The organism is Halobaculum limi, from assembly GCF_029490015.1.
Lineage (GTDB): Archaea > Halobacteriota > Halobacteria > Halobacteriales > Haloferacaceae > Halobaculum > Halobaculum limi.
Genome location: NZ_CP120468.1, coordinates 2792205 through 2818743, shown reverse-complemented (window position 1 = coordinate 2818743; position 26539 = coordinate 2792205). Strand labels below are relative to the sequence as shown.

28 protein-coding genes are annotated in these 26539 nt (G+C 68.0%); 15 read left to right on the top strand and 13 right to left on the bottom strand.

The annotated features are described in order from the left end of the window. Positions 1–51 precede the first annotated feature (51 nt). Complete coding sequence (locus P0D77_RS14385) at positions 52–708, bottom strand: HVO_0476 family zinc finger protein (RefSeq protein WP_277553797.1); 657 nt, start codon at positions 706–708, stop codon at positions 52–54. A 190-nt stretch (positions 709–898) separates the two neighbouring features. On the opposite strand from P0D77_RS14385, the gene P0D77_RS14380 reads away from it, so the two are divergent. Together P0D77_RS14380 and P0D77_RS14375 are read left to right on the top strand one after the other, a co-directional pair. Continuing rightward, positions 899–1345, top strand: coding sequence for an ester cyclase (locus P0D77_RS14380; protein WP_277553796.1), 447 nt, complete (start codon positions 899–901; stop codon positions 1343–1345). 67 nt (positions 1346–1412) lie between these two features. Continuing rightward, positions 1413–2336 (top strand): ATP-grasp domain-containing protein, encoded by a 924-nt coding sequence (locus P0D77_RS14375; protein WP_277553795.1) that lies wholly within the window; start codon positions 1413–1415, stop codon positions 2334–2336. A gap of 17 nt (positions 2337–2353) precedes the next feature. On the opposite strand, the gene P0D77_RS14370 is transcribed toward P0D77_RS14375, so the two are convergent. Further along, complete coding sequence (locus tag P0D77_RS14370) at positions 2354–2725, bottom strand: Hsp20/alpha crystallin family protein (protein WP_277553794.1); 372 nt, start codon at positions 2723–2725, stop codon at positions 2354–2356. A 156-nt stretch (positions 2726–2881) separates the two neighbouring features. Here P0D77_RS14370 and gap point away from each other — a divergent pair, with 156 nt between their 5' ends. Next, positions 2882–3940: a type I glyceraldehyde-3-phosphate dehydrogenase gene (gene gap, locus P0D77_RS14365; protein ID WP_277553793.1), complete on the top strand. Its 1059-nt coding sequence runs from the start codon at positions 2882–2884 to the stop codon at positions 3938–3940. 96 nt (positions 3941–4036) lie between these two features. Here gap and P0D77_RS14360 read toward each other — a convergent pair whose 3' ends face one another. Next, complete coding sequence (locus tag P0D77_RS14360) at positions 4037–5734, bottom strand: histidine kinase N-terminal 7TM domain-containing protein (protein WP_277553792.1); 1698 nt, start codon at positions 5732–5734, stop codon at positions 4037–4039. Between the two features lie 184 nt (positions 5735–5918). Between P0D77_RS14360 and gcvT the strand changes: the two genes are divergently transcribed. The 3 genes from gcvT (at position 5919) to P0D77_RS14345 (ending at position 8673) form a co-directional block, all read left to right on the top strand. Further along, the gene (gene gcvT / locus P0D77_RS14355) at positions 5919–7049 is read left to right on the top strand and encodes a glycine cleavage system aminomethyltransferase GcvT (protein WP_277553791.1); all 1131 of its coding nucleotides are present in this window, start codon (positions 5919–5921) and stop codon (positions 7047–7049) included. A gap of 130 nt (positions 7050–7179) precedes the next feature. Then, positions 7180–7554, top strand: a complete 375-nt coding sequence (gene gcvH / locus P0D77_RS14350) for a glycine cleavage system protein GcvH (protein WP_277553790.1) — start codon at positions 7180–7182, stop codon at positions 7552–7554. A gap of 105 nt (positions 7555–7659) precedes the next feature. Then, a complete protein-coding gene (locus P0D77_RS14345) occupies positions 7660–8673 on the top strand; it encodes a hypothetical protein (protein ID WP_277553789.1) in 1014 nt (337 codons plus the stop codon). Here the strand turns inward: P0D77_RS14345 and P0D77_RS14340 are convergent, their stop codons facing one another. Further along, positions 8674–8871, bottom strand: coding sequence for a hypothetical protein (locus tag P0D77_RS14340; protein ID WP_277553788.1), 198 nt, complete (start codon positions 8869–8871; stop codon positions 8674–8676). A gap of 196 nt (positions 8872–9067) precedes the next feature. On the opposite strand from P0D77_RS14340, the gene gcvPA reads away from it, so the two are divergent. Beyond that, a complete protein-coding gene (gene gcvPA / locus P0D77_RS14335) occupies positions 9068–10408 on the top strand; it encodes an aminomethyl-transferring glycine dehydrogenase subunit GcvPA (protein WP_277553787.1) in 1341 nt (446 codons plus the stop codon). Then, positions 10405–11922 (top strand): aminomethyl-transferring glycine dehydrogenase subunit GcvPB, encoded by a 1518-nt coding sequence (gcvPB, locus tag P0D77_RS14330; protein ID WP_277553785.1) that lies wholly within the window; start codon positions 10405–10407, stop codon positions 11920–11922. Before gcvPA ends, gcvPB begins: the two co-directional genes overlap by 4 nt. A 33-nt stretch (positions 11923–11955) precedes the next feature. Here the strand turns inward: gcvPB and P0D77_RS14325 are convergent, their stop codons facing one another. The 6 genes from P0D77_RS14325 to P0D77_RS14300 all read right to left on the bottom strand — a co-directional run bounded on the left by P0D77_RS14325 (position 11956) and on the right by P0D77_RS14300 (position 17124). Continuing rightward, positions 11956–13725: a hypothetical protein gene (locus P0D77_RS14325; protein ID WP_277553784.1), complete on the bottom strand. Its 1770-nt coding sequence runs from the start codon at positions 13723–13725 to the stop codon at positions 11956–11958. 246 nt (positions 13726–13971) lie between these two features. Then, entirely contained in the window at positions 13972–14166 is a 195-nt protein-coding gene (locus P0D77_RS14320) for a cold-shock protein (RefSeq protein ID WP_277553783.1), read from the bottom strand. A 113-nt stretch (positions 14167–14279) separates the two neighbouring features. Next, a complete protein-coding gene (locus tag P0D77_RS14315) occupies positions 14280–15764 on the bottom strand; it encodes a carotenoid oxygenase family protein (protein WP_277553782.1) in 1485 nt (494 codons plus the stop codon). 93 nt (positions 15765–15857) lie between these two features. Then, positions 15858–16298: a universal stress protein gene (locus tag P0D77_RS14310; protein ID WP_277553781.1), complete on the bottom strand. Its 441-nt coding sequence runs from the start codon at positions 16296–16298 to the stop codon at positions 15858–15860. Between the two features lie 44 nt (positions 16299–16342). Beyond that, positions 16343–16729 (bottom strand): fluoride efflux transporter CrcB, encoded by a 387-nt coding sequence (crcB, locus tag P0D77_RS14305; RefSeq protein WP_277553780.1) that lies wholly within the window; start codon positions 16727–16729, stop codon positions 16343–16345. Further along, positions 16726–17124, bottom strand: a complete 399-nt coding sequence (locus P0D77_RS14300) for a fluoride efflux transporter FluC (protein ID WP_277553779.1) — start codon at positions 17122–17124, stop codon at positions 16726–16728. The genes crcB and P0D77_RS14300 overlap by 4 nt, the downstream gene beginning before the upstream one ends. Before the next feature lie 136 nt (positions 17125–17260). On the opposite strand from P0D77_RS14300, the gene P0D77_RS14295 reads away from it, so the two are divergent. From P0D77_RS14295 to P0D77_RS14285, 3 genes are all read left to right on the top strand, one after another. After that, entirely contained in the window at positions 17261–17491 is a 231-nt protein-coding gene (locus P0D77_RS14295) for a hypothetical protein (protein ID WP_277553778.1), read from the top strand. 223 nt (positions 17492–17714) lie between these two features. Next, a complete protein-coding gene (gene aceA / locus P0D77_RS14290) occupies positions 17715–18788 on the top strand; it encodes an isocitrate lyase (RefSeq protein WP_277553777.1) in 1074 nt (357 codons plus the stop codon). 103 nt (positions 18789–18891) lie between these two features. Beyond that, positions 18892–19485, top strand: coding sequence for a DUF2391 family protein (locus tag P0D77_RS14285; protein WP_277553775.1), 594 nt, complete (start codon positions 18892–18894; stop codon positions 19483–19485). Positions 19486–19499: 14 nt separating this feature from the next. Here P0D77_RS14285 and P0D77_RS14280 read toward each other — a convergent pair whose 3' ends face one another. Further along, positions 19500–19670 (bottom strand): DUF7838 family putative zinc beta-ribbon protein, encoded by a 171-nt coding sequence (locus P0D77_RS14280; RefSeq protein ID WP_277553774.1) that lies wholly within the window; start codon positions 19668–19670, stop codon positions 19500–19502. A 113-nt stretch (positions 19671–19783) separates the two neighbouring features. Here P0D77_RS14280 and P0D77_RS14275 point away from each other — a divergent pair, with 113 nt between their 5' ends. From P0D77_RS14275 to P0D77_RS14265, 3 genes are read left to right on the top strand one after another with little or no spacing between them, the layout of a single operon-like run. Continuing rightward, entirely contained in the window at positions 19784–20293 is a 510-nt protein-coding gene (locus tag P0D77_RS14275; protein WP_277553773.1) for an HPP family protein, read from the top strand. A gap of 30 nt (positions 20294–20323) precedes the next feature. Next, positions 20324–20710, top strand: coding sequence for an acyl-CoA thioesterase (locus P0D77_RS14270; RefSeq protein WP_277553772.1), 387 nt, complete (start codon positions 20324–20326; stop codon positions 20708–20710). Further along, positions 20707–21921: an MFS transporter gene (locus P0D77_RS14265; RefSeq protein ID WP_277553771.1), complete on the top strand. Its 1215-nt coding sequence runs from the start codon at positions 20707–20709 to the stop codon at positions 21919–21921. The genes P0D77_RS14270 and P0D77_RS14265 overlap by 4 nt, the downstream gene beginning before the upstream one ends. A 169-nt stretch (positions 21922–22090) precedes the next feature. On the opposite strand, the gene P0D77_RS14260 is transcribed toward P0D77_RS14265, so the two are convergent. After that, on the bottom strand, positions 22091–24205 hold the full coding sequence (locus P0D77_RS14260; RefSeq protein ID WP_277553770.1) for a S9 family peptidase: 2115 nt from the start codon (positions 24203–24205) through the stop codon (positions 22091–22093). Between the two features lie 121 nt (positions 24206–24326). Here P0D77_RS14260 and P0D77_RS14255 point away from each other — a divergent pair, with 121 nt between their 5' ends. Next, positions 24327–25217: an extracellular solute-binding protein gene (locus P0D77_RS14255; RefSeq protein WP_277553769.1), complete on the top strand. Its 891-nt coding sequence runs from the start codon at positions 24327–24329 to the stop codon at positions 25215–25217. A 31-nt stretch (positions 25218–25248) separates the two neighbouring features. Here the strand turns inward: P0D77_RS14255 and P0D77_RS14250 are convergent, their stop codons facing one another. Then, positions 25249–26316 (bottom strand): YeiH family protein, encoded by a 1068-nt coding sequence (locus tag P0D77_RS14250; RefSeq protein WP_277553767.1) that lies wholly within the window; start codon positions 26314–26316, stop codon positions 25249–25251. Positions 26317–26539: the final 223 nt, after the last annotated feature.

Below are 26539 nucleotides of genomic sequence, written 5' to 3'. Positions count from 1 at the left end.
GGTCGCCGGCCGTTCCGCGGCAGCGACGGTCGGCGATTCCGAGTTCGGGCCTTACCAGGCCGACCACGCCGCGGTCTTCGTGTCGCGAGCGTACACGCGCTTCACGTCTTTCGCGTACACCATGTCGCCCTCGTGGTCGAACTTCTCGTGGCGGTAGCGGTCACCCGCCTCGTCGCGCACCTGTACGCCTTCGATCTCGATCTCGTCGTCGCCGAACGACTTCGTCTCGCCGACGACGAACTCGAAGTCGCCGGGGACGTACACCTTCAGACTGCGCGTCTCGTCGCGGCGGCCGTCCTTCGGGTGGACGGTGATGTTGACGGCGACGTTGTCGACGACGCGCGTCCAGACCGTGGCAGCGTGGTCCAGATCGGACTCCTCGACGCGGCGGTCGCCCGACAGTTCGATGGAGGTGACGCGCACCTGTTGGATGGCCTGGGGCGTCTCGACGACGAACTCGTCGCCGACGGCGACCGTCTCCTCGGGTTCGCCGTCGAGGGTGGTCGTGTACGACTCGCCGTCTTGGGAGACGACGACGTCGACATCGACGGTCGTCGGTTCCGGGACCTCGACCTTGTGCGTGTGGGCGCACTCCGTACACTGCACGGTGGCGTGACCGCCGGCTTTCAGCACTTCGTGTGGCGTCTCCGCGCCGCAGGCCGGGCACTCGACCGGCACCTGCGCGGGAGGCGCATCGTGATCGCTCATACGCTCGCTACCGTCTCGGGCCGTAAGAAGCCTCCTTTCGACGCTCCGCGTGTGGACGACTGTCGCGGTCGGCGATCACTCGACCGCCAAGCGCGTGTCGACCGACGTGCGGGCGGCGTTTTTGCGCGCGACTGGAATCGGCTGTACGGTTGAAAACTGGCCACGGAGAAGACCAGATCGGGTGAGTCAGATGGACGACACGACACACGAACGGATCGAGGCACAGCAGGCGCGCTACACCGAGGAGGTGTGGAACCAGGGGCAACTCGAGCGGACCGACTCGTACTTCGCGCCGAACGCGGTCGTACACAACATCCCGCAGGGCGTGACGTACGACGGCGTCGAGGAGTTCAACTCCTGGGTCACGGAGGTCAGAGAGACGTTCCCCGACCTCCACGTCTCGGTCGAGGAGACACTCGTCGACGGCGACCGAATCGTCTCCCGGTGGACTGCCAGCGGCACGAACAAGGGCGAGATGACCGCCTTCGGCATCGGACCGACCCACGAGACGGTCGAGTGGGAGGGCGTCACCGTCTACCAGCGAGACGGTGAGACGATATCCGAGGGATGGTGGTACTACGATATGCTCGGCATCTTGGCGCAGGTGGGTGCGCTCCCGGAGACGATGACCGCGTAGTTCCGGACGCGCGGTGCGGCGACGAACCGAACCGATAACCCCCGTGCGCCCGAGGTCGGAGACAACGATGACGGCGGTTCCACCCGACCCCGACCTCCGCCTCGCGGTCACGACCGAGTCGGAGACGTTCGAGCGACTCCGTGACCGCCTCGCGCCGCACGGCATCGCGGTCAGCCACGTCGACTGCGACGGGCGGACGCTCCCCATCGAAGGAGCGGACGGCGACCCGCCCGACGAGTTCGCTGGCTTCGACGTGGGCTGGGTGTACCCCTCCAGACTGATGGAAGGCGCGGTGGTCGACGCGCACCTCGACGTGCCGTGGGTGAACAGTCGCGAGGCGATTCTCGCCTCGCGCAACAAGGCCGGAGCGCTCGCCCGTCTCGCGGACGCCGGGGTTCCCGTGCCCGACACGCAGATGGTGTCGAACCCCGCGGACGACGACGCAGTGCTCGCCGCCGCCGAGGAGATCGGCTATCCGCTCGTCGTGAAGCCCAACTCCGCGACCCGCGGCGTCGGCGTCGCGAAGGCGACCGACCCGGACACGCTCCTCGGTGTGACAGACTACCTCGATTTGGTCCACGACTACCGCGCGACGGGCGACAAGTCCTATCTCCTCCAGGAGTTCCTGCCGGAGGCGACCGACTACCGCGTGATGGTCGTCGACGGCGAGTACGTGGGCGCGGTCGAGCGTCGCCTCCCCGAAGCGGACCTCGCGGCGGGCAAGTGGAAACACAACGTCCACCGGGGCGCGGTCGCGGAGGGGGTCGACCTCGGCCCGGCGGCGCGGAACCTCGCAGAGCAAGCGGCGTCGACGCTGGGGCTGTCGCTGGCGGGAGTGGACCTGTTGGAGACGGACGAGCGACTGGTCGTCTCGGAGACGAACGCGCGGCCGACCGTCGACGCCGCGGGGAAGTATCGCGACGGGTTCGACGCGGACGTGGCGGCGCTGATCCGGCGGACGGCGGCGCGAGAAGACGAGACAGTACCGTAGCCGACGCGTCGCGGGCGTTACTCGACGTTGATGTCGGCTGAGGGTTCGACCACGTCGAACGTCACTTCGAGGATACCGTTGTTGAACGACGCCGCAGCAGAGTGTTCGTCTACACGGACCGGCAGGCGAACTCGTTCGTCGAAGCGGCGGTGGTCTCCCTCGGCAGAGATAGTGAGGATGCTCCCGTCACACTGGAGGTCGACGCCGTCTTTCTCGACGCCCGGCAGGTCGGCGACCACACGGAGGGTGTCTCCCTCCTCGTAGACGGCGACGTGCGTCTCGTCGCCGAACCCGGCGTCGTCGGTCCCGGCAGCGCCGGTCATCTCGCTCATCATCCGTTCGATCTCGTCGAAGATGTCGCCGAACGGATCGTCGCGGTTGTCACGCATTAGCAGCCACTACTTGGGTGCTTTTCCGAATAAGCCTTCTCCCCGCGGTGACCGGTTGTCGCGGTCGACCTCGACTGTAGGCGACCGATCGACGCCGCTCACCCACGGTTTCGGGAACCCGCAAGCGATAAGTCCTTCCCCAGCAGTTATTCGGATATGAGTAAATCGTACCTCTCGGCGGGCGAAGACGTGGATGAGCCTGTTCGGGTCGGTCTGAACGGCTTCGGTCGTATCGGTCGAAACGTCTTCCGTGCCGTCCTGGAGGACCCGCGGATCGAACTCGTCGGCATCAACGACGTGATGGACGGCGAGGAGATGCGCTATCTCGCCTCCTACGACTCGGTGATGGGCCGCCTCGACGGCATCTCCTACGACGCCGACGCGCGCGAACTGTCCATCGGTGACACCGCCGTTCCGATCCTCGACGAACAGGACCCCGCGGACCTCCCGTGGGACGACCTCGGTGCGGACGTGGCCCTGGAGTGTACGGGCGTGTTCCGCACGAAAGAGGACGCTGAGAAACACGTCGAGGCGGGCGCAGACGTGGCCATCATCTCCGCGCCGCCGAAAGGCGAGAAGCCGGTCAAGCAGTTGGTGTACGGTGTCAACCACGAGGCCGAGTACGAGGGTGAGACGGTCGTCTCGAACGCCTCCTGCACGACCAACTCCGTCACGCCGGTCGCGAAGGTCCTCGACGAGGAGTTCGGCATCGCCTCGGGGACGCTCACCACGGTCCACGCGTACACCGGCAGCCAGAACCTCGTCGACGGGCCGAAGGCGAAGACGCGCCGCGGTCGCGCGGCCGCCGAGAACATCGTCCCGACCTCGACGGGCGCGGCGCAGGCCGCGACCGACATCCTGCCGCAACTGCAGGGCAAACTCGACGGGATGGCGATGCGTGTCCCCGTCCCGAACGGGTCGCTCACCGAACTCGTCGTGGACCTGGAGGCGTCGCCGTCGGCCGACGAGATCAACGAGGCGTTCCGCGACGCCGCCGACTCCGGACCGCTGGCGGGCGTCCTCGGCTACACGGATGACGAAGTCGTCAGCCGCGACATCATCGGCCTGCCGTTCTCCTCGTACGTCGACCTGCGCTCCACGAACGTCGTCGGCGACGACGACGAGGGCATCGCGAAGATTCTGACGTGGTACGACAACGAGTACGGCTTCTCGAACCGCATGCTCGACGTCGCCGCGTACGTCAACGACTACTGAACGCCGTCGACCGACGGCGTCGCTGTGCGATTTCGCGTTCAGATCGGGAGTCGTTCTGTCCCCGCGAGTACCCGCAATCGGCGCTGTTGCTCGCTCCTACGAGGTCGACGCCGTGACCGCCCCCGTCTCACCGACATCGGCCCCGTTCTCTCGGACGTCGACGTGCGCGTCCGAGACGACGACGCGCACGCCGCCCTCGTAGTCGGGGTCGACGTGGGCGCTCCAGCCGTGGACCTCCGCGAGTGTGCGGAGGTTCGGCAGTGCGATGCCAGCCTTGGCGGTCGGCACCGCGCCGCCGTACTCGAAGAACGCCTCCGGATCGAGGTTGTGGTACTCGTTGCCGTCGCCAGCGAGCGTGAAGCCGTCGTCGTGCAGTTCTAGGTCGATCCGGCTGGCGTCGTTGTGGACGGCGAAGCGGAACCCGCTGACCAGTAGCGAGTCGAGTCGCTCGGGGTCGGCTTCGATCCGCCCGCCGTTGTGACGGACGAGTTCGGCGTCGTCGGTGTCGACCGACGCCCACGCGCTCTCGGCCGTGGGACCGACCTCGACCCACTCGGTCGCCTCGATGGTCTTGCCTTTTCGTGCTAGGTCGGCGAAGTCGCGGACGAGTCGCCGCATCCGTTCGGCCGTCTTGGAGGCGGTCTGGAGCGACTCCCGGGCGGCAGTCACGTCGCCGCCCTCCAACTCCGACCCCGCGATGTCGACGCGCCCGGCGACGATCTGGAGGGTGTTGAACAGTTCGTGGCGCATCGCGGCAGCGATAGACTCCAACTGCTCGTTCTGCCGCGCGAGTTCGCGACGCCGCTGTTCAGAGCCAGTCACGTCGCTCAGCATCACCAGTCGGCCGACGCTCCCGTGCCCGCGGACGAACTCCGTCGTCGTCGCGAGGAAGTAGCGCTGGCCCTCGGGGCCACGGTCCTCGTACAAGCCATCTTCCTCACCCAGCGCCGGCCCGACACCGGGCAGGACGTCGCCGATCCGTGCACCTCGTGCGCCACGGAGGTCGGGGAACGTCTCGACGGCGCGGTCGTTCGTCTCGCGGACCCGGTCGTCCTCGTCGAGGTAGATGAGGGGGTCGTCGACGCCGTCGGACAACTGCACCGAGAGGAATCGGTCCTCGAACACGTACAGCGTCCCGACCGCGAACACCGCCACGCCGACGGGTTCGAGGCTGAGGTCGAGCAACGGCGTTCGCGCGTACTCGACCAGATTGAACACGACTGGGAGGGCTGTCGCGCCGACCAGCGCCGCCAGCGGGCGGGTGTCGAAGTCGGCTTCGAGGAACTGATCCATCAGCATAAAAAAGCCGATGGCGACCAGCGCGTACGAGAAGCCGGTGACGACCCAGTGGAGGACGCCCTGCTGGACGGCCAAGTGTACGAACGGCGTCGCCACCTGTTCGGCGGTGAAGTAGAGTTCGTGAGCGGGGTTGGTGAGTTTCACGGCGACGATAGCGAGGTACACGCCGACAGCGGCGCGGCGGACGGTGGTGTTCCGGTGGAACGCGCGCCCGCTGTACGCCGAGCAGAAGTAGAGCCACCCGCCGATGGTCGTGAGGCCGACGATCAAGCCGGTGAGATACAGTCCGTACTGGTACGCCGGTGGTGCGAGTAAGTACGCCAACTGTGCGGCCGCCCACCCACCGCTGGAGACGAGTAAGGCGACGAGTCCACGTCTCGTCTCGTCGTCGTCGACGACGACCGCACGTCGAAGTGCGATCCCACAGCCGACGACGGCAATCGCGTACGCGGCCACGTACCAGTATTGGATCCCCCACGGTTCGAACCCGAGCATCACCCGATAGGCACCAGATAGCTACATAAAAGCACGCGTGCCGGATATCGACGCTGAAATTTGGCGACTGAGACGGTGAACGGTCTCGCCCCCGTGGTGCGGTGCATCGACGGCAGGTAGTGGAACGTCGCTCCCGACAACACGAATACCAAATCATTACTCGGGCGCGACTGTCGGGTAGGGTATGACGCTCCGGAAGCCACCCCTCCGCGAGGTCCACGCGGACCGTGGCGCGAAGTTCACCGAGTTCGGCGGGTGGGACATGCCCGTCGAGTTCGACTCTATCCGCGCCGAACACGAGGCCGTTCGCGAGTCGGCTGGCATCTTCGATGTCTCCCACATGGGCGAAATCGAGGTGGCGGGCCCCGACGCGCAGACGCTGATGCAGCAACTCACGACGAACGACGTCTCGCGACTCGACCCTGGAGACGCGCAGTACGCCGCCATCACCCGCGAGGACGGCGTGATGGTCGACGACACCGTCGTCTACCGCCTCCCCGACGAGGAACGCGACGGCCCCGAGTACGACGGCGACGAGACGGTCCCAGCGTACCTGTTCATCCCGAACGCGGGCCACGACGCCGAGACACACGAGCGATGGATCGACTACCGCGACGCCCACGACCTCGATGCCGCCGTCCGCAACGTCACCGAAGACTGGGCGATGTTCGCCGTCCAGGGACCGGAGGCGCCCGACATCGTCGCCGACGCCGTCGACGACGACACGGACGTCCTCGGTCTCTCGCGGTTCTCCGCGACGTTCGCGTCGCTTCTCGGCTCCGACTGCTGGGTCGCCCGCACGGGGTACACCGGCGAAGACGGCTTCGAGGTGCTGTGTCCGTGGGACGCCGCCGAAAACGTGTGGGACGCGTTCACCGAGTCGGCGGCGCCGTGTGGACTCGGTGCGCGTGACACACTCCGCATCGAGGAGGGCTTCCTCCTCTCGGGGCAGGACTTCCACCCCGAAGACGAACCGCGGACGCCGTACGAGGCGGACATCGGGTTCGTCGTCGACTTGGACACGGAGTTCGTCGGCCGCGACGCCCTCGCCGAACAGGAGGCCGACGGCGTCGAGGAACTGTTCGTCGGCATCGAACTCCTCGACCGGGGCGTGCCGCGTCACGGCTACGACGTGACAGATGAGAACGGCCACGTCGTCGGCACCGTCACCTCGGGGACAATGAGTCCCTCGCTTGGGAAACCGGTCGCGCTTGGCTACCTCCCGACGGACCTCACCGATCCGGGCACGCAGGTCAACGTCGTCGTGCGCGGACAGGAGAAGCGTGCGAAGGTCGCGCGCGTCCCGTTCGAGTAGCGCAACCTGCGCGAATTCCGGGAGCGCCACCCACTGGTCGCCGCCCCGTCCCGCAGCGCCGACCGCCACCGGCGATCCGTTCGGATTCGTATACACCCAAGTACCCCGGCCTCTCCAACTTCGATAGACGATGAGTTTCGACGTTCCCGACGACCGGCACTACCGCGAGTCGCACGAGTGGATCGACCCCGAGACGGGGCGAGTCGGCATCACCGACTTCGCGCAGGACGAACTCGGCGACGTGGTGTTCGTCGAACTCCCGAGCGCCGGCGACAGCATCGACGCCGGCGGCGAGTTCGGCGTCATCGAGTCGATCAAGGCCGTCTCCGACCTGTACGCGCCCGTCTCCGGCGAGGTGACGGCCGTGAACGAGGATCTGTTCGACGCACCCGAACTCGTCAACGACGACCCGTTCGGCGACGGCTGGATGCTCGAAGTCGACTTCGACGAGGCCGACTTGGACGACCTCCTCACGGCCGAGGAGTACGCCGACCAGATCGCGTAAGCCGGTCACAGAACTGACCGCCAGCGCCGAGGCCACCGCCCGGAGACTGAAACGGCCGTGTTCGCCTCCGGGCACTTCTTGGGAACCTGTCGTGTAGCCCGCCGTATGCCACTCGACCGCCGGACGTTCCTCGCGACGTCGGCGACGCTGGCCGTGACAGTCACCGGCGGCTGTACCGGCTGTGCGCCCTCCCCGACCGGAACTCTCCGGATGACGCCCGCAGACGACGCCGGACTCGCCGAGGAGGCGCTGACGTTCTTCGACACCAGTCGCGTCGACGACCCCGAGGCCGAAGGGCCCGTCGCGCTCGCGGGTCGCGTCGTCGACGACGGCCCCGTCACCGTCGAAGACACCGACGAACCGCTCCCGACCGACCGACCGGTCGTCGTCGATGACGACGTCTATCGCTTCTCGGCCGAGGCGGTCGGTTCCCGCGAAATGCGCTCGTTCGGCGTGACCATCAACCCGATCCGCGTCGAGGACGGCGAGGAGACGCCCGGACCGAACGACCGTATCCGGTACGAAGACCTCCCCGACGTCGACAAGGAAGTACTCGGCGACCGCGGCTACGACGACGAGCGCCCGGTCGGTATCGGCACGAGACTCTCCTATCGACCGGAGGCCGTCGAGGAGTCGGTGCTCGTGCCCGAACCAGAATACTCAGTCGTCGTCTGGCCCGATGGCCCGGCGCGGTTCGAAGTCGACAGCGCCAGCACCTACACCGTCTACACCTACGAACTCACCAGCCAGCGCGTTTCCTCGGCGGCGTCGTTCGGTACGGACGTGCGCGAGCGGTTCGGCTGGACGCTCGACGGACTCACCGACGCCGAACGCGACATCGTCGCCACAGCTATCGGCGAGACGCCGACGGGCGACGAGTCCCACGAACGGGCAGGCAACGGCTACTACGTCCAACACGACGAGGAGCCGTCGCCGGCGTTCCGGTCGCTCGTCGACCGCTTCCGAGCGCACGACCCGGTGGCGTTCGAGTGGGACCACGACGACCCCGAAGAGGAACCGTGGCGCGTCAGCGGCGAGTACGTCGTTCGTTACGAAGGGTCGGTGTACTGGACACGCCTGTCCGTTCGTGAGGAGGCGTTCACCGGGACGCCGAACTGATCAGTCCCAGCGGGCGAGGAGGAACCGCTCGGCTGCCTCGCGGCCGTGGTCGTCGACCCACGTCTCGGCGGCGGACTTCGAACACCCGCGTGCCTCCATCACGCCCGTCACCAAGTCGTCGTACGGGCGGGGATTCACCGGCGCGTCGTCGTCGACGTCGAGTGGGTCGGTCTTCGGTGGATCGACTGGGTCGGGCACAGACGACAGTTGGGCCGCGACGGACAAAACGGATCCGCGGACAGACTCACTCACAGACGAGTGAATCTCGGAGACGAGGCGGCCACGCCGCCCGGGAACGAACGACTCTTGGTGGCCGCGCCGTAGGCACATCTATGAACAGACGTGGACACGGAACGGCGGTCGACCCCCACGGACGTGCCGGGGTGCGGACGCGATGAGCGGACGCACCTCCGGGCCGTCGGGGTCGCCGTTCGCCCCCCACACCGCGGCCGAGACGGCGGAGATGCTCGACGCCCTCGGCGTCGACGAGGAGGCCGACCTCTTCGACATCCCCGAGGCGGTCGCCTTCGACGGCGAGTTCGGTATCCCCCAGCGCGACGAGCGAACCGTCATCGGCGACCTCCGGGAGACGTTCGCCCGCAACGACGACCTGACCGAGTTCCTCGGTCGCGGCCACTACTCCCACTACGTCCCCGCGGTCGTCGACGACCTCTCCTCGCGGTCGGAGTTCCTCACCAGTTACACGCAGTACCAGCCTGAGATTACCCAGGGGTTCCTCCAAGCCCTCTTCGAGTACCAGTCGATGCTGGTCGAACTGACGGGCCTGCCGGTCGCCAACTGCTCGATGTACGACGCCGCGACCGGCCTCGCGGAGGCGGCGCTGCTCGCCGAGCGCGTGCGCTCCACGTCGGGCACGACCATCCTCGTCCCCGAGGACCTGCGCGACGGCAAGCGCGGGACGCTCGACAACTACGTCGACGGCTCGGATCTGACCGTCGAGACGTACGCCTACGCGGACAACACGGCCGACCTCGAAGCCCTCGCGGATGTCGTCGACGACGAAACCGTCTTCGTGTACGCGGAGACGCCCACCGTGACGGGGGCGATCGAACCCGACCTCGCCGCCATCGGTGACCTCGCGGCCGACAACGACGCGCTGTTCTGCGTCGGCTCCGACACCGTCGCGCTGTCGCTATTGCAGGAACCGGCCTCCGTCGGTGCGGACGTGGTCGTCGGCGAGGCGGGGTCGCTCGGCCTCCCGACGAGCTTCGGGATGGGCCTCGGCCTGTTCGCGTGTAAGGGGGAGTACCTCCGGCAGGTCCCCGGCCGCCTCGTCGGCAAGAGCGAGGACGCTGACGACCGCCGGGCGTTCACGCTCACGCTCCAGACGCGCGAACAGCACATCCGCAAGGAGCGCGCCACCTCGAACATCTGCACGAATCAGGCGTGGGTCGCACTCCGCGCCGCGATGCACGCGGCCTCGCTCGGCCCCGACGGCCTCGTCGCCCTCGCGGAAGACTGCGTTCGCAACGCCGAGTCGCTCGCGGCGGACCTGGACGCCATCGACGGCGTCGATGCACCGCTCGACGACCGCCACCACTTCCGCGAGTTCACCGTCGGCGTCGACGACGCACCCGGCGTCGCCGCCGACCTCCACGACCACGGCTTCGCGGTCCACGTCCTCGACGACGAGACGCTGCAGGTGTGTGTGACGGACACGAACGCCGACGCGGCCGACGATCTCGTCGCCGCGTTCGCGGAGGTGGTAGTATGAATTATGATCAGGCCCGCTACGGCGACGAGACGCGCAACGAGTCGCTCCTCTCGGAGAAAGACTCCACCGAGGTCGACCCCGGCGAGAACTCCGCGCTCCCCGACGAGTTGACGCGCGACTCGCTGGAGTTGCCCGGTCTCTCGGAACCGGAACTGGCCCGCCACTACACCCGACTGTCGCAGATGAACTGGAGCGTCGAGGCGGGGCCGTACCCACTCGGCTCGTGTACGATGAAGTACAACCCCTCGTTCACCGACAGCGTCGCCGCGGACCCGAACGCGGCGGTCCACCCCGACCGCGACCCCGCGACGGTGCAGGGGAACCTCGAACTCCTGTACGGCCTGCAGGAGTACCTCGCGACCATCGGCGGGATGGACGCGGTGACGCTGCAACCGCCCGCGGGCGCGGCCGGTGAGTTCGCCGGCATCACCGTCGCGAAGGCGTACCACGAACACCACGGCAACGACAAATCGGAGGTCATCATCCCGGCGTCCGCACACGGTACGAACTTCGCGACCGCCGCGATGGCGGGGTACGACGTGGTCGAACTCCCATCCGGCGACGACGGCCGCGTCGACTTCGAGGCGCTGGAAGCGGCCGTCAGCGACGAAACCGCCGCGCTGATGCTGACGAATCCGAACACGGTCGGCCTGTTCGAACGTGACATCGCCGACATCGCTGAGTTGGTCCACGACCACGGCGGCCTGCTCTACTACGACGGTGCGAACCTCAACGCCCTGCTCGGCCGGGCGCGCCCCGGCGATATGGGATTCGACATTATGCACTACAACGTCCACAAGACGTTCGCGACGCCCCACGGCGGTGGCGGCCCCGGCGCCGGACCGGTCGGCGTCGTCGACGACCTCGCGCCGTTCCTCCCGCGCCCGCAGGTGCGGAAGGTCGGCGAGGACACGCCCGCGGCGGCCGCCGACGGCGGTACCCTCGCAGACGCTGGCGGCGACACGGACGACGACTCCGCGTCGCCCGCAGGCACCGACGTCCCCGAGTACGAACTGTTCGACCCGACTCACTCCATCGGCAAGGTCCACGGCTTCGGGGGCAACTGGCTCGTGTTGGTCCGCGCGTACGCGTACATCCACCGCCTGGGCGACGAGGGACTGGTCGACGCCTCGGCGAAGGCGACGCTGAACGCGAACTACCTCGCCTCGTTGCTGGAGATGGACGTGCCGTACGGCCCGTTCCACCACGAGTTCGCGGCAACGGCGGGCGACCGCGACGCCGCCGACGTAGCGAAGGGGATGCTCGACTACGGCGTCCACCCGCCGACGACGAAGTGGCCCGAGATGGTCCCCGAGGCGATGCTGACGGAACCGACGGAGGTGGAGAACAAGCGGTCGCTGGAGGACCTGGCCCACGCCTTCAACGAGGCGTTCGCGGACTCCGACGAGGAACTTCACGACGCGCCGACGAAGACCGCCTCCCGGCGTGTGGACCAGACTTCGGCCGCGCGCAATCCGCGGCTGTCGTGGCACGCGCTGGGCGACGACGAGTAAACCCCGGCGCGACGCTGGCTACTTCTTCGACCGTCAACCGTCGCCGGCGACGACCTCGTACGCCTTCCACGCACCGACGCCCGTGACGACGGCGACACCGCCGACCGCGGTGACGACCGGGCTGGGAGCCCCGATGGTGCCGCCGACCCACAGGTGCGCGACGACGACGCCGACGAGCGCCATCGGAATTCCGAGGACGAACGGGTTCGCCTCGTACCGTCGCTGCACCACCGCGGGAACGTACAGCGCCGCGGCGACGAGAATCGCGGTCCCGACATCTGCGCCGAACAACAGCAGGTCGAACGGCACGGGCCCACCGCTCAACAGGCCGTGGACGGTCGCGGCGACGTGTCGCCCGAATGCCGACCCCAGCACGACCACCTGTAGGGTGAACGCCAGCGGCGCGATGTGCGTCGCGGACGCCGTCTCCCCGCGGTGGTGTCGTTCGAGGCCGAGCACCGAGAGCGCCCTGTCGAGCGTGTCCACCAGCGGCTTCCGTTCGGTCCTGACCGTCCCCGTGAGGCTGTCCGTCGAGCGGCGATACTGCCACTCCGAGAGGTCGTCGACGAACTCGCCCAGCCGTTCCGAGGGTGCGTCCGTCGACGCCAGGTCCTGATCGTAGTCGTAGGCCGTGAGTCGAACGACGAACAGCGCGAGTATCGTGAGCGCGGCGAGGAGTGTGAGCGCGAGCGCCGCGAGGACGTAGCCAAGCGGGACGACGTTCGCGGTTAGCGCGCCGACCTGTCTCTGGAAGACGACGACGAGGCCGACCAGCAGCGATACTGGCAGTCCGTATCCCGGCGGAATCGGCCTGTACGAAGTAATTTCGACGTCGTTGATGCCACCCTTCAGTTTCAGTTTCCGAACGTGGAACTGCTGTGAAGCACCTCCGCCGCCGGTCGCGGGTTTCTCGACGAGTCCCAACGAGAAGGGGAGCCGTTCTGCCACACGCAGCCAGTACCATACGCCGTACAGCGTCGGTACGACCGCGACGCAGACGACGAACCCGACCGCCGATGGCTCCATCGCCGCGTAGTCACCGGCGGTCGTGAGGAGCCCTATCGAGAGACCACGGAGCGCCTCGGGGATGCTCCCGGGCACGTAGAAGAACCCACTCGTCGACAGCAGGATGCCGAAGACGACGTACAACAGGTGGATCGAGGTGCCAGTCATACTCCCCGCGACACCCAACATCAGTCGCTCGATGGGGTCGTTGAGCAACTGTTTGATCTGCGGCCCCGTCGGAATCTGGTTCACGCCGAGTCCGGTGAGGAACCAGACGACGACGGCGACTTCGGGAAGTGGGTACAGGAGGGCGGCGACGACCATCGCCGTCCCGACGACGACGGCGAGTTTGAGGTCGTGTGTGAACGTCGTCGACGCCGCGTACAACGCCACCACGGCGGCAGCGACGGCCCACACGAGACTGTCGACGACGACAGCGGGCGTCGAGGCGTACGAGAACACGCGACCGAGGATGGCCCACGTGAGTCCGATGCCCACGAGTGCCGCGAGGACCGACCCCGAGAGATACGCGAGACGACGCGAGTCGCTGTACTGGACCAGCAGGGCGTCCACTCGGTAGAACGTCTGATACGCCAGTGTCGCGAGGAACAGCCACCCGATCCCCCACTCGAGAACGGTCGCGTCGACGACGACTGGGACGACGATACTCAACGTCGATGCGACGACGTCCGCCACCGCGCCGGCGGGTGTCGAAAGCGACCGGAGCACCACCTCGATTCCGCCGAGTGCAGCGACTACGCCGACGCCCGAACCGCGTAGCGTCCACTTCTCCGACATTCTCGATTCGCTATCGGATGGTGATTCCTCGGCCGCGTAATGCTTTTTGGGTCACATCCGACGGCGCGGTCGCTGTCGACGGAGTCCGTTGGTGTGACCGCGAGTCGCGGTTGCGACGACGGCGTCGCTCGTCGGTGTAGCGTTCGGGAAAATCCGAAGTGAGTAAACCCGTATCAACGCCGCCGTGAGGAGACGAGAGAGACGGAAATCCGCTTCGGGTCGTTCAGTCGCTGTGGTTCGTTAGGCTTAGTTGCGGACGACGTTCGTCGCGCGCGGGCCCTTCTCGGCCTCTTCGATGTCGAACTCGACTTCCTGCCCCTCTTCGAGGTCCGGACCGCCGACGTCTTCCATGTGGAAGAACACGTCCTCGTCCGCGTCGTCAGTCGAAATGAAACCGTAGCCGCCCGTGTCGTTGAAGAAGTCAACCTTACCGGATGCCATTGCAATCATTCGTCAGGGAGGTAGGGGAATAAGGCTTGCGAGGGTCACGGTACCACGGAGGTATGTAATATATCTGTTGGCCAATTTCGCCGATATCGACCCGATGCACACCGCTACACCGCCGGCTTCGCGTTCAGTTCCGGGAAGTACCGGCCGTGGAAGTCGAACGGCACCGCGTGCGGGAGGGTCGCCCGGGCACGTTCGGTGAACGTCTCGCCGTCGAGCACCACGAGCGACGACTCCGTTGCTCCCGCTTCGAGCGTGACCACGAGAACGACCCCATCGTCCTCGGCCTCGCCCGCGGGGTTCGGCACGAAGATGGGTTCGCCGAAGTAGCCGCCGTCGTCGAACTCGGTCACGGTCCGTGTCTCGGTGTCGAGTTTCAACACCGCTCGTGCCCACTCGTCGACCGGTGCGTCGGTGCTCATCGCGTAGACGTACCGATGCTCGTCGCACCACCGCGCAGGCGACACCGTCGGCAATGCGGTTCCGCCGTCGTACAGCGTCTCTCGTGTGACCGTCGCGTCGGCGACGCCGTAGCGACCCCGGCCGTTCGCGTCGCCGAGATCGACGACGAACCGGTCCACCTGTGCGCCGAACGCGCCGAAGTCGCCCCCACGGAGTTCGTCGAGGTACAGCGAGTCGATAGTCGTCGCGTCCGGCACCGTCTCCAGATCGAAGACCACCTCGCGGCCGCCGCGTCGTTCGAAGGCGTTGACGTGGTGGAAACCGAACACCGGGTCGGCCACGGGCGCGGCAACCACCTCACCAGTGGTTCGATCGAGGACGTGGATCGGAGTGCCGCGCTCGGGTTCCCACTCGAACTGCTCGATGAACGGGCGTTGCCGCCCCGGCTTGAACAGGCGAAGCGGGTCGAGTCGAAGTGGGAACTCCGCGACGACGACGAACCGCGGTGTGAGCGCGAAACTGTGGAGGTACGCTGGCTTTGCCGTCTCGATGCTCCCGACGTGTCGCCGCGTGCCGTCTGGAGTGATGGCGTGGACGTGATAGCGACTCGTCCGTCCGAACGTCGTCACGAGGTTCACCAGCCCCCCGGTCGCGGGGTCGCGTTTCAGGTGTGCACACGCGAGGTGGCCGTTCGGTACGTCGTCGTCGGACTCCCCGATGTCGAGGACGTCGAGCGTGTTCGGGTCGAACTCGACCCTGCGGGGCGACTCGGTGAGTGCGAGGTAGTCGTCGCCGATGCGTTCGGCGACGATGTTCGTGTTGTCGTACGGGTCGCGCAGGAAGGTGGTGAGTCGCGAACGAAGCGTCGTCTCGCCGGTGGCGAAGCCACCGTCGAACTCGCCCGCGCGGGCGGCCTCGTAGGCGTCGGTACGGAGGAAGCGATTGCGGTAGTGGACCGCGTCGCCATTCGCCTCGCTGCTCTCGGCGCGGTTGCCGGGGTCGAAGGTGAAGCGGTACAGCATCGCGAGGCCGTCGAACCAGTGGTCGACGGCGCTGCCGTCGGGGAACGAGAACGCACCGGGGCCGTTGCGAACGAGGCTGCCGGTGAGCCAGTCGGGAAGCGAGCCGTCGACGGGGAGTGTCTCGGCCGTCTCCTCGTGGAGCGAGTGAAAGCCGGGGTGGGCGTCCATTGTCACTGACACGTGGGCGAGCGGCTAATCGCTACCGGCGGCTCCGCTACCCAAGCGAGTGGTGTTCGTCGACGAGCGTAGTCGGCGCCGCGCTCAGCGGACGACAGTCACGGGGACGGGCGACCGCCGCACCACTTTCTCTGCGACGCTGCCCATCAGCATCCGACTGAGTCCGCTGCGGCCGTGACTCCCCATCACGACCACGTCGATGTCCGTCTCGTCGTCGTTGAGGTACTCCAAGATGGACTGGGCGGGCCCGCCGATGAGTCGGCGCATCTCCACGTCCGCACCGCGCTCGCGGACGCGGTCGGCGGCGGATTCGAGGAGGTCATCGCTTCCCGACTTCGCGGCCTCCTCCAGTTCGCGGGAGTACATCGGTTCGATACCTTCCTCGTCGCCCGCCGACACCCAGCGGGCGGGGTCGACGACGTTGACGAGGACGAACGTCGCGCCCTCGTGGACGTCGAGGGCGTGGTCGAGTGCGTTCGTTGAGTGGTCCGAGTTGTCGAGCGGAACGAGGACGCGGCGAGCCATACCCCACAGACACGGGGTGGGCCCAACGGCGTTTCGGTCCGGTGTCAGATCCCGCCCGCGAGCAGCGCCGCGACGCCGACGGCCGCGCCCGCGAGTACGGTGTTGGCGAGGACGAACGCCGCCGCCCGGACGCGGTCACCGCGTTCCCACAGTTGGACGGTCGCGACGGAGAACGAGGAGAACGTCGTGAACGCGCCGCAGGCTCCCGTCCCGACGAGCAACGCGAGGTCGCCACCGACTGGGAGGAAAGTGAGATACCCGAGGAGGAAACTCCCGAGGACGTTCACCGTGAGCGTCCCCAGCGGGAACTCCTCGCGGTCGACGGCCGACCCGAGCAGGTGTCGTGCGACGGCGCCGACCGCACCGCCGACGGCGACGACCGCCGGGTCGGAAATCGTCGCCAGCGCCGCCTGCGCTACCACGCTGGTCACACGTCCACCTCCCGGTCGGGCCGTGGGTCGACCCACGCCGCGCCCGCCCGCCCGACCAGCGCACCGCCGATGCCGAGAGCGTAACTCCCGACGAGGTAGGCGACGCCGACGGCTGGTGCGGCCTGTACCGTCTCGACGACGAACGTGCTGTAGGTGGTGTACGAGGAGAGGACGCCCGTCGCGAGCAGGGTGCGCGTGCGGTCGCCCAGCGCGTCGGTCCGGAGCGCCTCGTACAGGAGAAAGCCGAGGAGGAGACTGCCCGAGACGTTGGCCACGAGCGTTCCCCAGAGACTGGGGAGCGCCGCACCGACTGCGTATCGCGCCGTCGCCCCCACCGCGCCGCCGGCGGCGACGAGGCCGACCACGGTGAGCGATCCGTTCCCCCGACCTGTCATCGTTCTCCTGCTTCGAGGGCCGACGTATCGGCGTGTCGGTTCCTCGTCCGGACGGGTGTGGTACTGTCTGACAATTAAGGGGATATCCACCCGTAAAACGGATTATAGAATATTATCATTATCAATCATTACAGTTATGTGCATCCTCCGATTTTCGGGAGATGAGGCGACGAAATATGGTAGTACACCACCACGCATCCGCGGCAGTATCCCACGCACCGACCGCTCAGACCACGCACCACCCGCCGACTCCACCCACACCACCGACCCACACCACATGACGTTCAACCCGAATCCAGACACCGACCTCGACGAAATCGACTCGCGACAACTGAGCCTGTTCTCGACGGAGGCCGACGACCGATGAGCCGTCGCGCTCCCACGCGAACGGGGCCAAACTCGACCCGTCCGACTCGACGCCCCAACTCACGGACCGGGAACGACGAGACGGACGCCCCGCTCGTTCCCGACGTCCGACCACTGACAGCCCGCTCAGACCGCACCGACACGCCGACCGACACGACCCGTGACTGCGCCGAGCGCCGCCGCCGGGACCCGTTCGAACTCGCGCTCATGGAGGATTCAGACTGATGCACCCCTCAGAACTCGACCAGGACGTCTTCACGAAGGACATCGACAACCCGCAGGGCCGCGAACTGCGCCGAATGCTGGACGAACAGGACTACGTCTTCGCACCGGGGCTGTACCACGCCCTCGACGCCCGCCTCGCGGAGATGGCCGGCCTCGACGCCGCGTATATGTCGGGCTACTCGACGGTGCTCGGGCAGTTCGGCTTCCCGGACCTGGAGATGGTCGGCATGCGAGAGATGGTCGAGAACGCGAAACGCATCGTCGAGGCGACGAACCTCCCAGTCATCGCCGACTGCGACACCGGCTACGGCGGTACCCACAACGTCCGCCGCGCCGTCCGCGAGTACGAGAAGGCCGGCGTCGCCGCCATCCACATCGAAGACCAGACCACGCCCAAGCGCTGCGGGCACATCGCGGGCAAGCAGATCGTCTCCCGCGAGCAGGCTCGCTCGCGGTTCGAGGCGGCCGTCGACGCGAAGCAGAGCGAGGACACCGTCATCATCGCCCGGACGGACGCCTACGGATCCGCAAACGGCGACTGGGAGGAGCACCTCGAACGCGGGCGTATCTACGCCGACGCGGGCGTCGACCTCGTCTGGCCGGAGATGCCCGACCCCAGCCGCGAGGACGCCGTCGAGTACGCCGAGACCATCCACGAGACGCACCCCGACCTGGACCTGGCATTCAACTACTCCTCGTCGTTCGAGTGGGGCGCCGAGGAGGACCCGCTCACCTTCCAAGAACTGGGCGACCTGGGCTATAAGTACCAGTTCATCACGCTGTACGCCCTGCACTCGGGCGCACACGCCGTCTACGAGGACATGAAGAACATCGCCGAGAACGACGAACAGGCGCAGTTCGACCTCGAAGAGCGCTACATCGGCCACGAGACCGAGAGCCACCACGCGCTGTCGTTCGTCGACCGCTACCAAGACATCGAGACGCGGTTCGATCCCGAGGCGAAAGAGCGTATCGAGGGGTCGGCTGGCTTCGCCGAGGACCGCTCGGAACCGATCACGTCCGGCGAGCGAGGCGAAGAGACCGAAGCGCAGTCCACCGGCGACGACGACTGATCCCGCGGCGACGCTGACCACTTCTTTCGCGACCGCTGTCTCCGACTGTGCCCCCGTGACGGCCACCGGCGGAACTACGTACCGTGCTGGTGACCACCAGACGATGAGCGACAGCGGCGACGGCGACACATCCTCGACCGCAGACGACGCCGACCCGACCGTCGAGGATCTGATCGAGTCGCTGGAGACACTGGAGTCCGTCGTCGACGACACTGAGGAGCGCCGAAAGGTGCAAGAGGCGATGCGTACCGCTCGCGAAATCGCCGTGCAAAAACCGCCGTCGGTGTTCGGCCGGGTCGTCCGCGGGTTCGACCGCTCGGACCTCGCGGAGGCGCTGCTCGGGAGCGTCCTGTTCGGCATCCCGATGCTCGTGGAGGGCGGCACGGGCGAGGTGGGAGCGTACCTCGCCTCCCACCCTGTGTACCTCGTTGGGACCGTGGTTGCGACGGTCCTGCTGGTCATCGGCATCATCTACGTCGCCGACTTTCAGGACGTCCGCGTGCACAACCCGATTCTCGGCGTCGTCCCTCGTCGACTGGTGGGGGTCCTCGGCGTCGCCGCCCTCACAGCGTTAGTCGGCCTCACCGTGTGGGGACGCGTCGACTGGACGAGTCCGGGTGTCGCGTTGGGGAGCACGGTCGTCGCCGCCGTCCCGATGGCGGTCGGGGCGGCGCTCGGGGACCTGCTTCCCGGATGAGAACGGGCGTCCGCTTACGCTTCGATGGCCGCGCCACTGTCGCCGTTGATGCGCGTGAGGCCGTGGTCGCACTCGTTACACCGCCACTTCGTCTTCTCGCCGAGGTGGAGCGTCATCGCGGCGACGCGCCAGAAGTCGCGGTCCTCACCACACTGTGGGCAGTAGAACGTCTGCTCGAGGCTCATACGTCACGCTGTGAGCGCGGAGACTTTCAAAACTCCGGTCCCGGTCGCTCGGCGCACTCCGTCTGCGTCGGAAACCGTCGGGTTCACCAACCGCGCGGCCGCCAGCGACGACCGTGCGACGACTCCCCGACGGCGTCGTAGAGGCGCTCCACGTCGCCGCGTTGCTCGCGGTCGCCGGTGCGTTAGCGTGGGCGACGGGCCGCCCGCTGGTGTTCCCGAGCCTGGGGCCGTCAGCGTATCTCGTCGCCGTCGGGTCCGGTCGCCCAACCGCGCGCGAACTGGTCGGCGGGCACGCCGTCGGCGTCGCGGCGGGCTTGCTCTCGTATCACGCGCTCGCGGGCGGCGCGGTCATCACCGACTCACTCGCCGCGACTGCGCCCGCGGGCGCACACCTCGCCGCCAGCGCCGTCGCCTCCGTCGGCCTGACGACCGCCGGGATGGCGGCGCTCGACGCCCGCCACGCGCCCGCCTGCGCGACGACGCTCATCGTCTCGCTGGGCCTGCTCTCCTCGTTCGCGGACGCGGCTGTCGTTCTCGTGGGCGTCCTCGCGCTGTTTCTCGCCGCCGAACTCGGTGCGGTCGCCGGTGCCGCACTCGCTTCTTCACCGGCGGGAGAACGATAGGTCGAAACCCCGCGCTGTCGACGTCCGAGTATGACCTTCGAGACGACCGTGCCCGTCCGCTATCGCGACCTCGACCCGATGGGTCACGTCAACAACGCCGTCTACGCCACCTACTTGGAGGAGATTCGCACCGCGTTCTTCCGCGAGGCGGTCGGCATCGACCTCGCGGACGCCCGCGCCGCCCTCGCATCGCTCGACATCGACTTTCGCGCACCGATCGAGGGCACCGGCTCCGTCGACGCGTCGCTGGACGTTCTCGACGTGGGAACCTCCAGCCTCACGTTCGGGTACGAACTCCGGTTCGAGGGCCGGGTCGTCGCCGAGGCGGAGACGGTGCAGGTGTCGCTTGCGAACGGTGAGCCGACGCCGATTCCCGACGCCGTCCGCGAGGCGGCCGAACGCCACCGCGTCGAATGAGCGGGGCGGACGCGGCTGGCGGCACAGCTGCGTCGAGCGTTGGCGACGGCCGTCGTCGCCTCGCGCTCGCGGCCGTCAGCGGTGGCAACTTCAGCCAACTCGGTGCGCGCATCCTGCTGGGCGCGGTCGTCCCGTTCGTCCTCCTCGACTTCGAGACGACGGAGGCGACGCTCGGGCTGGCGCTCACGGGGATGTGGGCGACGTACGCGCTCGCACAGTTCCCCAGCGGCGTGCTCGCGGACCGCGTGGGCGAGCGTCCACTCGTCCTCGCGGGCATCGTCGGCGCGGCCGTCGGGACGGCGCTGGTCGCGCTCTCGCCGACCGTCCTCGTGTTCGGCGCTGCGACGGTCGTCCTCGGTGCTGGCGCGGGCCTGTTCTTCTCGCCGGCGACCGCCCTGCTGTCACGCTTGTACGAGGAGCGCGGCGGCGCGTTGAGCGTCCTCACGGGTGCGGGTGCGGTCGCAGGCGCGGCGTTCCCTGCGGTTGGGGGCGTCCTCGCACAGCGGTTCGGCTGGGAAGTCGCCGTCGGCGCTGGCGTCGCCGTCGCGGTCCCCGCGGCGCTTGCGACGCTGCTATTCGTCCCGTCGCTTCCGCCGGCCAACCCCGACCGCGACCTCGCGGCGCTGGTCGACCCGACTCGAATCAAGCGAATCCTCTCGCGCCCGCCGCTGGCGTACACGACGGCGCTCGCGGTGCTGTGCGGATTCACATTCCAGGCCGTCTCCTCGTTCCTCGCGGCGTTTCTCGTTTCCTACCGTGGCGTCTCACCGTCGACGGCCGCGGTCGCGTTCGGCGCGGTGTTCGGCATCAGCGCCGTCGCGCAGCCGGTGAACGGCCGCGTCTCGGACCGCTTCTCGCGCGACGCCGCGGTCGCCGTCAGCGTCACCCTCGCGGGCGCGGGGATTGCGACGCTTGTACTCGTCCCGGACCTCGTCGGCACCGTCGTCGGCGTCGTCGTGCTGGGGGCGGGTATCTCGTGGCCAGGACCGATTCAGGCACGGTTTATGGACCGCCTCACCGACGCCGAGCGCGGGTACGGCTTTGGGTTGCTCCGGACGGTGTACATGTTCCTCGCGGCGTCGGGGTCGGTCGTCACCGGCGCGGTGGCGAGCACTGCGGGGTGGCCCGCCGCGTACGGCCTCGTGGTCGCGTTGCTGGCGACGTGTCTGGGGCTGTTGGGCGCGAATCGCGTGTTCGGGTTGGGGCTGTAACGGCGCGTCGTCTGCCGTATCGGTCGCTTACTCGTCAACAGAGAGGCCGATGGGCGGCTCGGCACAGAGACCTCGCCGCCGCTACTCCGTGGACTCGTTCGCTTCGCTCACGGCTCGCTCCGCTCGCCGTTCGCATTCGAGGCCTCACGTTCGTTCGGCCTCGCGTCGCTCACTCGTCCACGCCCGGATCGTGACTCTCGAACCACTCCGTCAACTCCTCGATGCGATGCGTCGCTCGCTCGGGCGTCCCGATGTTGTGGTGCTCGTTCGGGTAGATGACGAGTTTCGCGTCGACGCCCTGTTTGCGGACGCTGACGTACAACTGCTCGGCCTGCGTCGGCGGGCACCGCCAGTCCTCCTCGCCCGCGGTGACGAGCAACGGCGTGTCTATCTCGTCGACCCGAGTGATCGAGGAGATGTCGCGGTACAGGTCCGGGTTGTCCCACGGCATCCCGAACTCCCAGTCGTGCCAGTTGTGGTTGTCGTCGGTGCCGAAGTTGGAGTAGAAGTCGTAGATGCCGTGTTCGGGCGCGGCCGCCGCGAACGTATCGGTCCGGGTGACGACGTGTGCGGTCGTGATGCCGCCGTAACTGAACCCCGTACAGAACAGGCGGTCGGCGTCGGCGACGCCTTCCTCGACGAGGTGCTCCATCGCCGAGATGACGTCGTCGGACTCCAACTCGCCGCGACTGCCCTTCAGCGACTCCGCGAACGCGCGGCCGTAGGAGGTCGAGCCACGGTAGTTCGGCTTTGCGACGACGTACCCCTTGCTCGTCCAGTAGTCGATGGAGAAGCGGTAGCCGGGCGCGTCGTAACTCATCGGCCCGCCGTGGATTGAGCAGATGACCGGCGCGCGGTCGTCGCCGTCGGGGTCGAACTCGGGCGGGTAGTAGACGACCGCCTCTATCTCCTCGCCGTCGCCGTTCTCGTAGGCGACGACCTCACAGTCCGGGAAGTCAATCGCTCGCTCGTCTGCCCACTCGGCGTTGAGGTGCGAGAGACGCTTCGTCGGGCCGCCGGCGTCGTCCTCGCGGAGTTCCGCGCCAGGGACGGCGTACACGTCCGGCGGGTGGTCCGCGCCCGTCAGGCCGACGGCGACCGTGTCGCCCGCCAGATCGAAGCCGGCGATGGTGCGGTCGCGCCCCTGTCGGGTGAACGCCCGTCTCGACTCGCCGTCGACCGGACACACCGCGAGGCGGGTCCACGCCTCGTCGGCGATGGGCGTGACGACCGTCTCGTCGTCGAGCCACGCCATCGACCCGCCGCCGAGCGGCAGGGTGCGGTCGAGGTCGCCGGAAACAGACTCGAACTCGGCGTCGGCCTCGTCGGGCGCGACGAACACCTCCGTCGGCGTGTACCAGTTGTTGTAGTCGCCGCCGCTGAAGGTGAGGAGGTCGCCCGCCGGCGACCACGTCGGCGACCCACACCGGAGCGACCCGTCGGTGAGGACGCGGCGGTCGCTCCCGTCGGGCGCGATGGTGCACACATCGTAGGCGCCGGAGTCGTCGGGGTCGTCGTCGGTGCAGGTGGTGAACGCGATGCGGTCGGTCGGTCCCCACGTCGGCTGGAGTCCCGCGAGCGGTTCCGACGAGCCTGCGCCGTAGGCGTCGTCGAGGCGGTCGAAGGCGTCGGCGTCGGCTTCCTCCGCGTCTATGTCGCCGACGAACAGGTAGGTGGTCACGTCGTCCAGCCAGCCCGCGCCGTCGCGTTTGTGTTGCAGGCGGGTCACCTCGATTGGGCCGCCGTCGTTCCGCTGGTCGAGGTACTCCTCCTCCTCGTCGGTCGGGTCGCGTGCGGCGACGACGAGGCGGTCGCCGTCGGGCGCGAGGTCGAACTCGCGGACGCCGTGCTCGAAGGCGGTCAACTGTCGGGCGTCGCCGCCGAGTGCGAGGTCGAATGCCCACACCTGCGGCTTGGGGTCGTCGTCGCCATTGCCTCCGTTGCCTCCGTTGCCACCGTTGCCACCGGCGTCGCTCTCGTCTTCCTCGTCGCCGTCGTCTGCACGACCCTGCTTGCGGACGAGGTCGGTGTCTCGCGCCGCGGTGAACGCCAGCGTGTCGCCGTCGTCGCTCCAGGTCGGCGACGACGCCGCGGACGCCCGCGTGAGTCGGTGTGGGTCGCGCGACCCGTCCGTGGGCGCGACGTACAGGCCCGCGCGCGTCTCGTCGGCCGCCGGGTCGGACTCCTGTGCGGTGAACGCGACTCGCTCGCCGTCGGGTGAGACGGCCACCTCGCCGAGTAGTCGTAGGTCGTAGTAAGACTCCAGGTCGATTCCGTCCTGCATACCGCGGCCGTTAGGCACTGACCACTTCACCGTTCGGGAAGCGGTGGTCACACGAACTCCGAGAGAGTAATTGCATTCAGTTACGTAATTCGTTAGTAGTAGCCGTTCGTGTCTACTGTCGATGCAGTCGACGCGACGTGACGTCCTGTCCACGCTCGGTAGGGCCGCCAGCGTCGCGAGTGTGGTGTCCGTCACAGGGTGTCTCGGTTCACGGGCAGGAGAGTCACCGACGGTGTCGGTGCTGGCGGCGGGGAGTCTCGCCCGTGCGGTCGAGGAGCGACTCCGGCCCGAAGTCGAGACACACCATCCAGACCTCGACGTCGACCTGACGACGGAGTTCCGAGGGTCGGCGGTGTGTGCCCGACTGGTCCGTGACGGCCTGCGTGACCCGGACGTCCTCGCACTCGCGGACCCGGCGTTGTTCGACGGCATCACACGGCGCTACACCGCGTTCGCGACGAACGAACTCGTCGTCGCGTACGACCCGACGACCCCCGGCGGCCGCGCCGTCCGCGACGCCGACCGGGCGTTCGACCCGCTACTCGACCGCTCGCTTCGGTGGGGGCGGACGGACCCGGACGCCGACCCGCTGGGATACCGGACGCTGTTCGCCCTCTCGCTGGCCGAGCGACGGTGGGGCCGGCCGTACCCGCGGGCGCTCGCGCCCAATCAGGTGTTCCCAGAGGCGGAACTCCTGCCGGTGTTCGAGACCGGTGAACTCGACGCCGCGGTCGTCTATCGGAATATGGCGGTCGACCACGACGTGTCGTTCCGGTCGTTGCCACCGGCGATCCACCTGGGAGCGCCAGCGCACGCCGACACCTACGCCCACGAGTCGTACGAACTGCCCGACGGAACCGTCGTCCACGGCACACCGATCCGATACGGCGCGGTCACGCGCCGGTCAGCCCCGAGCGTCGACGCCGTGTTCGACACGCTCGTCGACACTGGGTGGATGGGAGACGCCTTCGGCGTCCCAGCGTCGTATCCACGTGAGGAGTCGGTCGAGTAGCGCCACACGCGAGTCGACGCGCTCGGCCTTCTCAGAACAGGCCACTGGCGAGTAGGTACGCCGTCCCACTGACCGCGAGGAACGCGACGCCGACGACGACGAGTGGCCGAACGCCGGCCGCGCGCATCTGGTCGGCTCGGATATCGAACCCGAGCCCCGCGAACGCCAACAGAAACAGCGTGTCCGACGCGACGACGAGCGTCTCACGCGCGGGTCCCGCGATGAGTCCCGCGTTCGCCAGCGCCGCGACGGCGACGAACCCGACGAGGAACTTCGGGAGGCCCTCGGCCAACGCCGCGACCGTCCCCCGAATGCCGCCCGTCGAGGCTGCATCCGTCTCGGCGGACTCGTCGCTGCCGGCGGCCGCACGGAGCGAGTACGCGACCGCGACGACCCCGATGAGCGCGTTACGTGCGAGTTTCGTGACGGTCGCCCACTCGCCGGCGACCGGGTGGTACGCGAACCCCGCGGCGGTGACCGGACCCGTCGAGAACATCGACAGTCCCGCCCAGACGCCGAACACCCGCGGGTCGAGTGCCAGCGTCGTCGCGATCCCCGGGTAGACGGCCAGCGTGACGGCGTCGAACGTGAGGACGGTGCCCGCTGCGAGTGCGACGTCCGACTCGTCGGCGTCGAGTGCGCCCGCCGTCGCCGCGACCGCGGAGACGCCACAGATGGCCGACCCGGCCGCCAGTAGCGACCCGGTTCGGCGACGGAGGCCGGCGACTCGCGCCAACAGTTCGACGAGCAGCAGTCCGACGGCGACGACGGCGACGACGGCGAGTAGCAGTTGCGGTCCTGCGGCCACAAGCGCCGCGAGCGAGACGCTCGCCCCGAGCAACACGATGCCCGTCTCCAGCAACAGCGCGTGCAGCGCGATACCGGGTTCGAGGGCGTCGGGCACACCGACGGTGTTCGCGACGACGGCTCCCACGGCGACGGCGAGCAACAGCGGCGTCACGGGCACGTACGGCGCGAGGAGTCGTGCGCCCGCGGCGACGACGACGAGCGTCACGACTCCCGGCAACACCTGCTGGATGATCGACCGCAGCGTTCGCGACGTTCGTGGCGACGCGGTCGCGGCGTCATCCTCGCTCATACGGTGTGCGCGACGACGTCGACGGCGACGATGGCCCCGGCCAGCGCCGTCGCCTTCCAGCCACGGTCGAGTTCGGACACCCGTCGTGTGAGCGACGTCAAGACCGACACGAACGTTGGTCGCGAGGGGACGCACTTGAGCGACTCGCTCTGTGTCACAGAAGGCGGAATTCGTTGCCGGTGACCCGGTGACGCCGGCGTGACAAGCTACTTCGGTGTCGCCG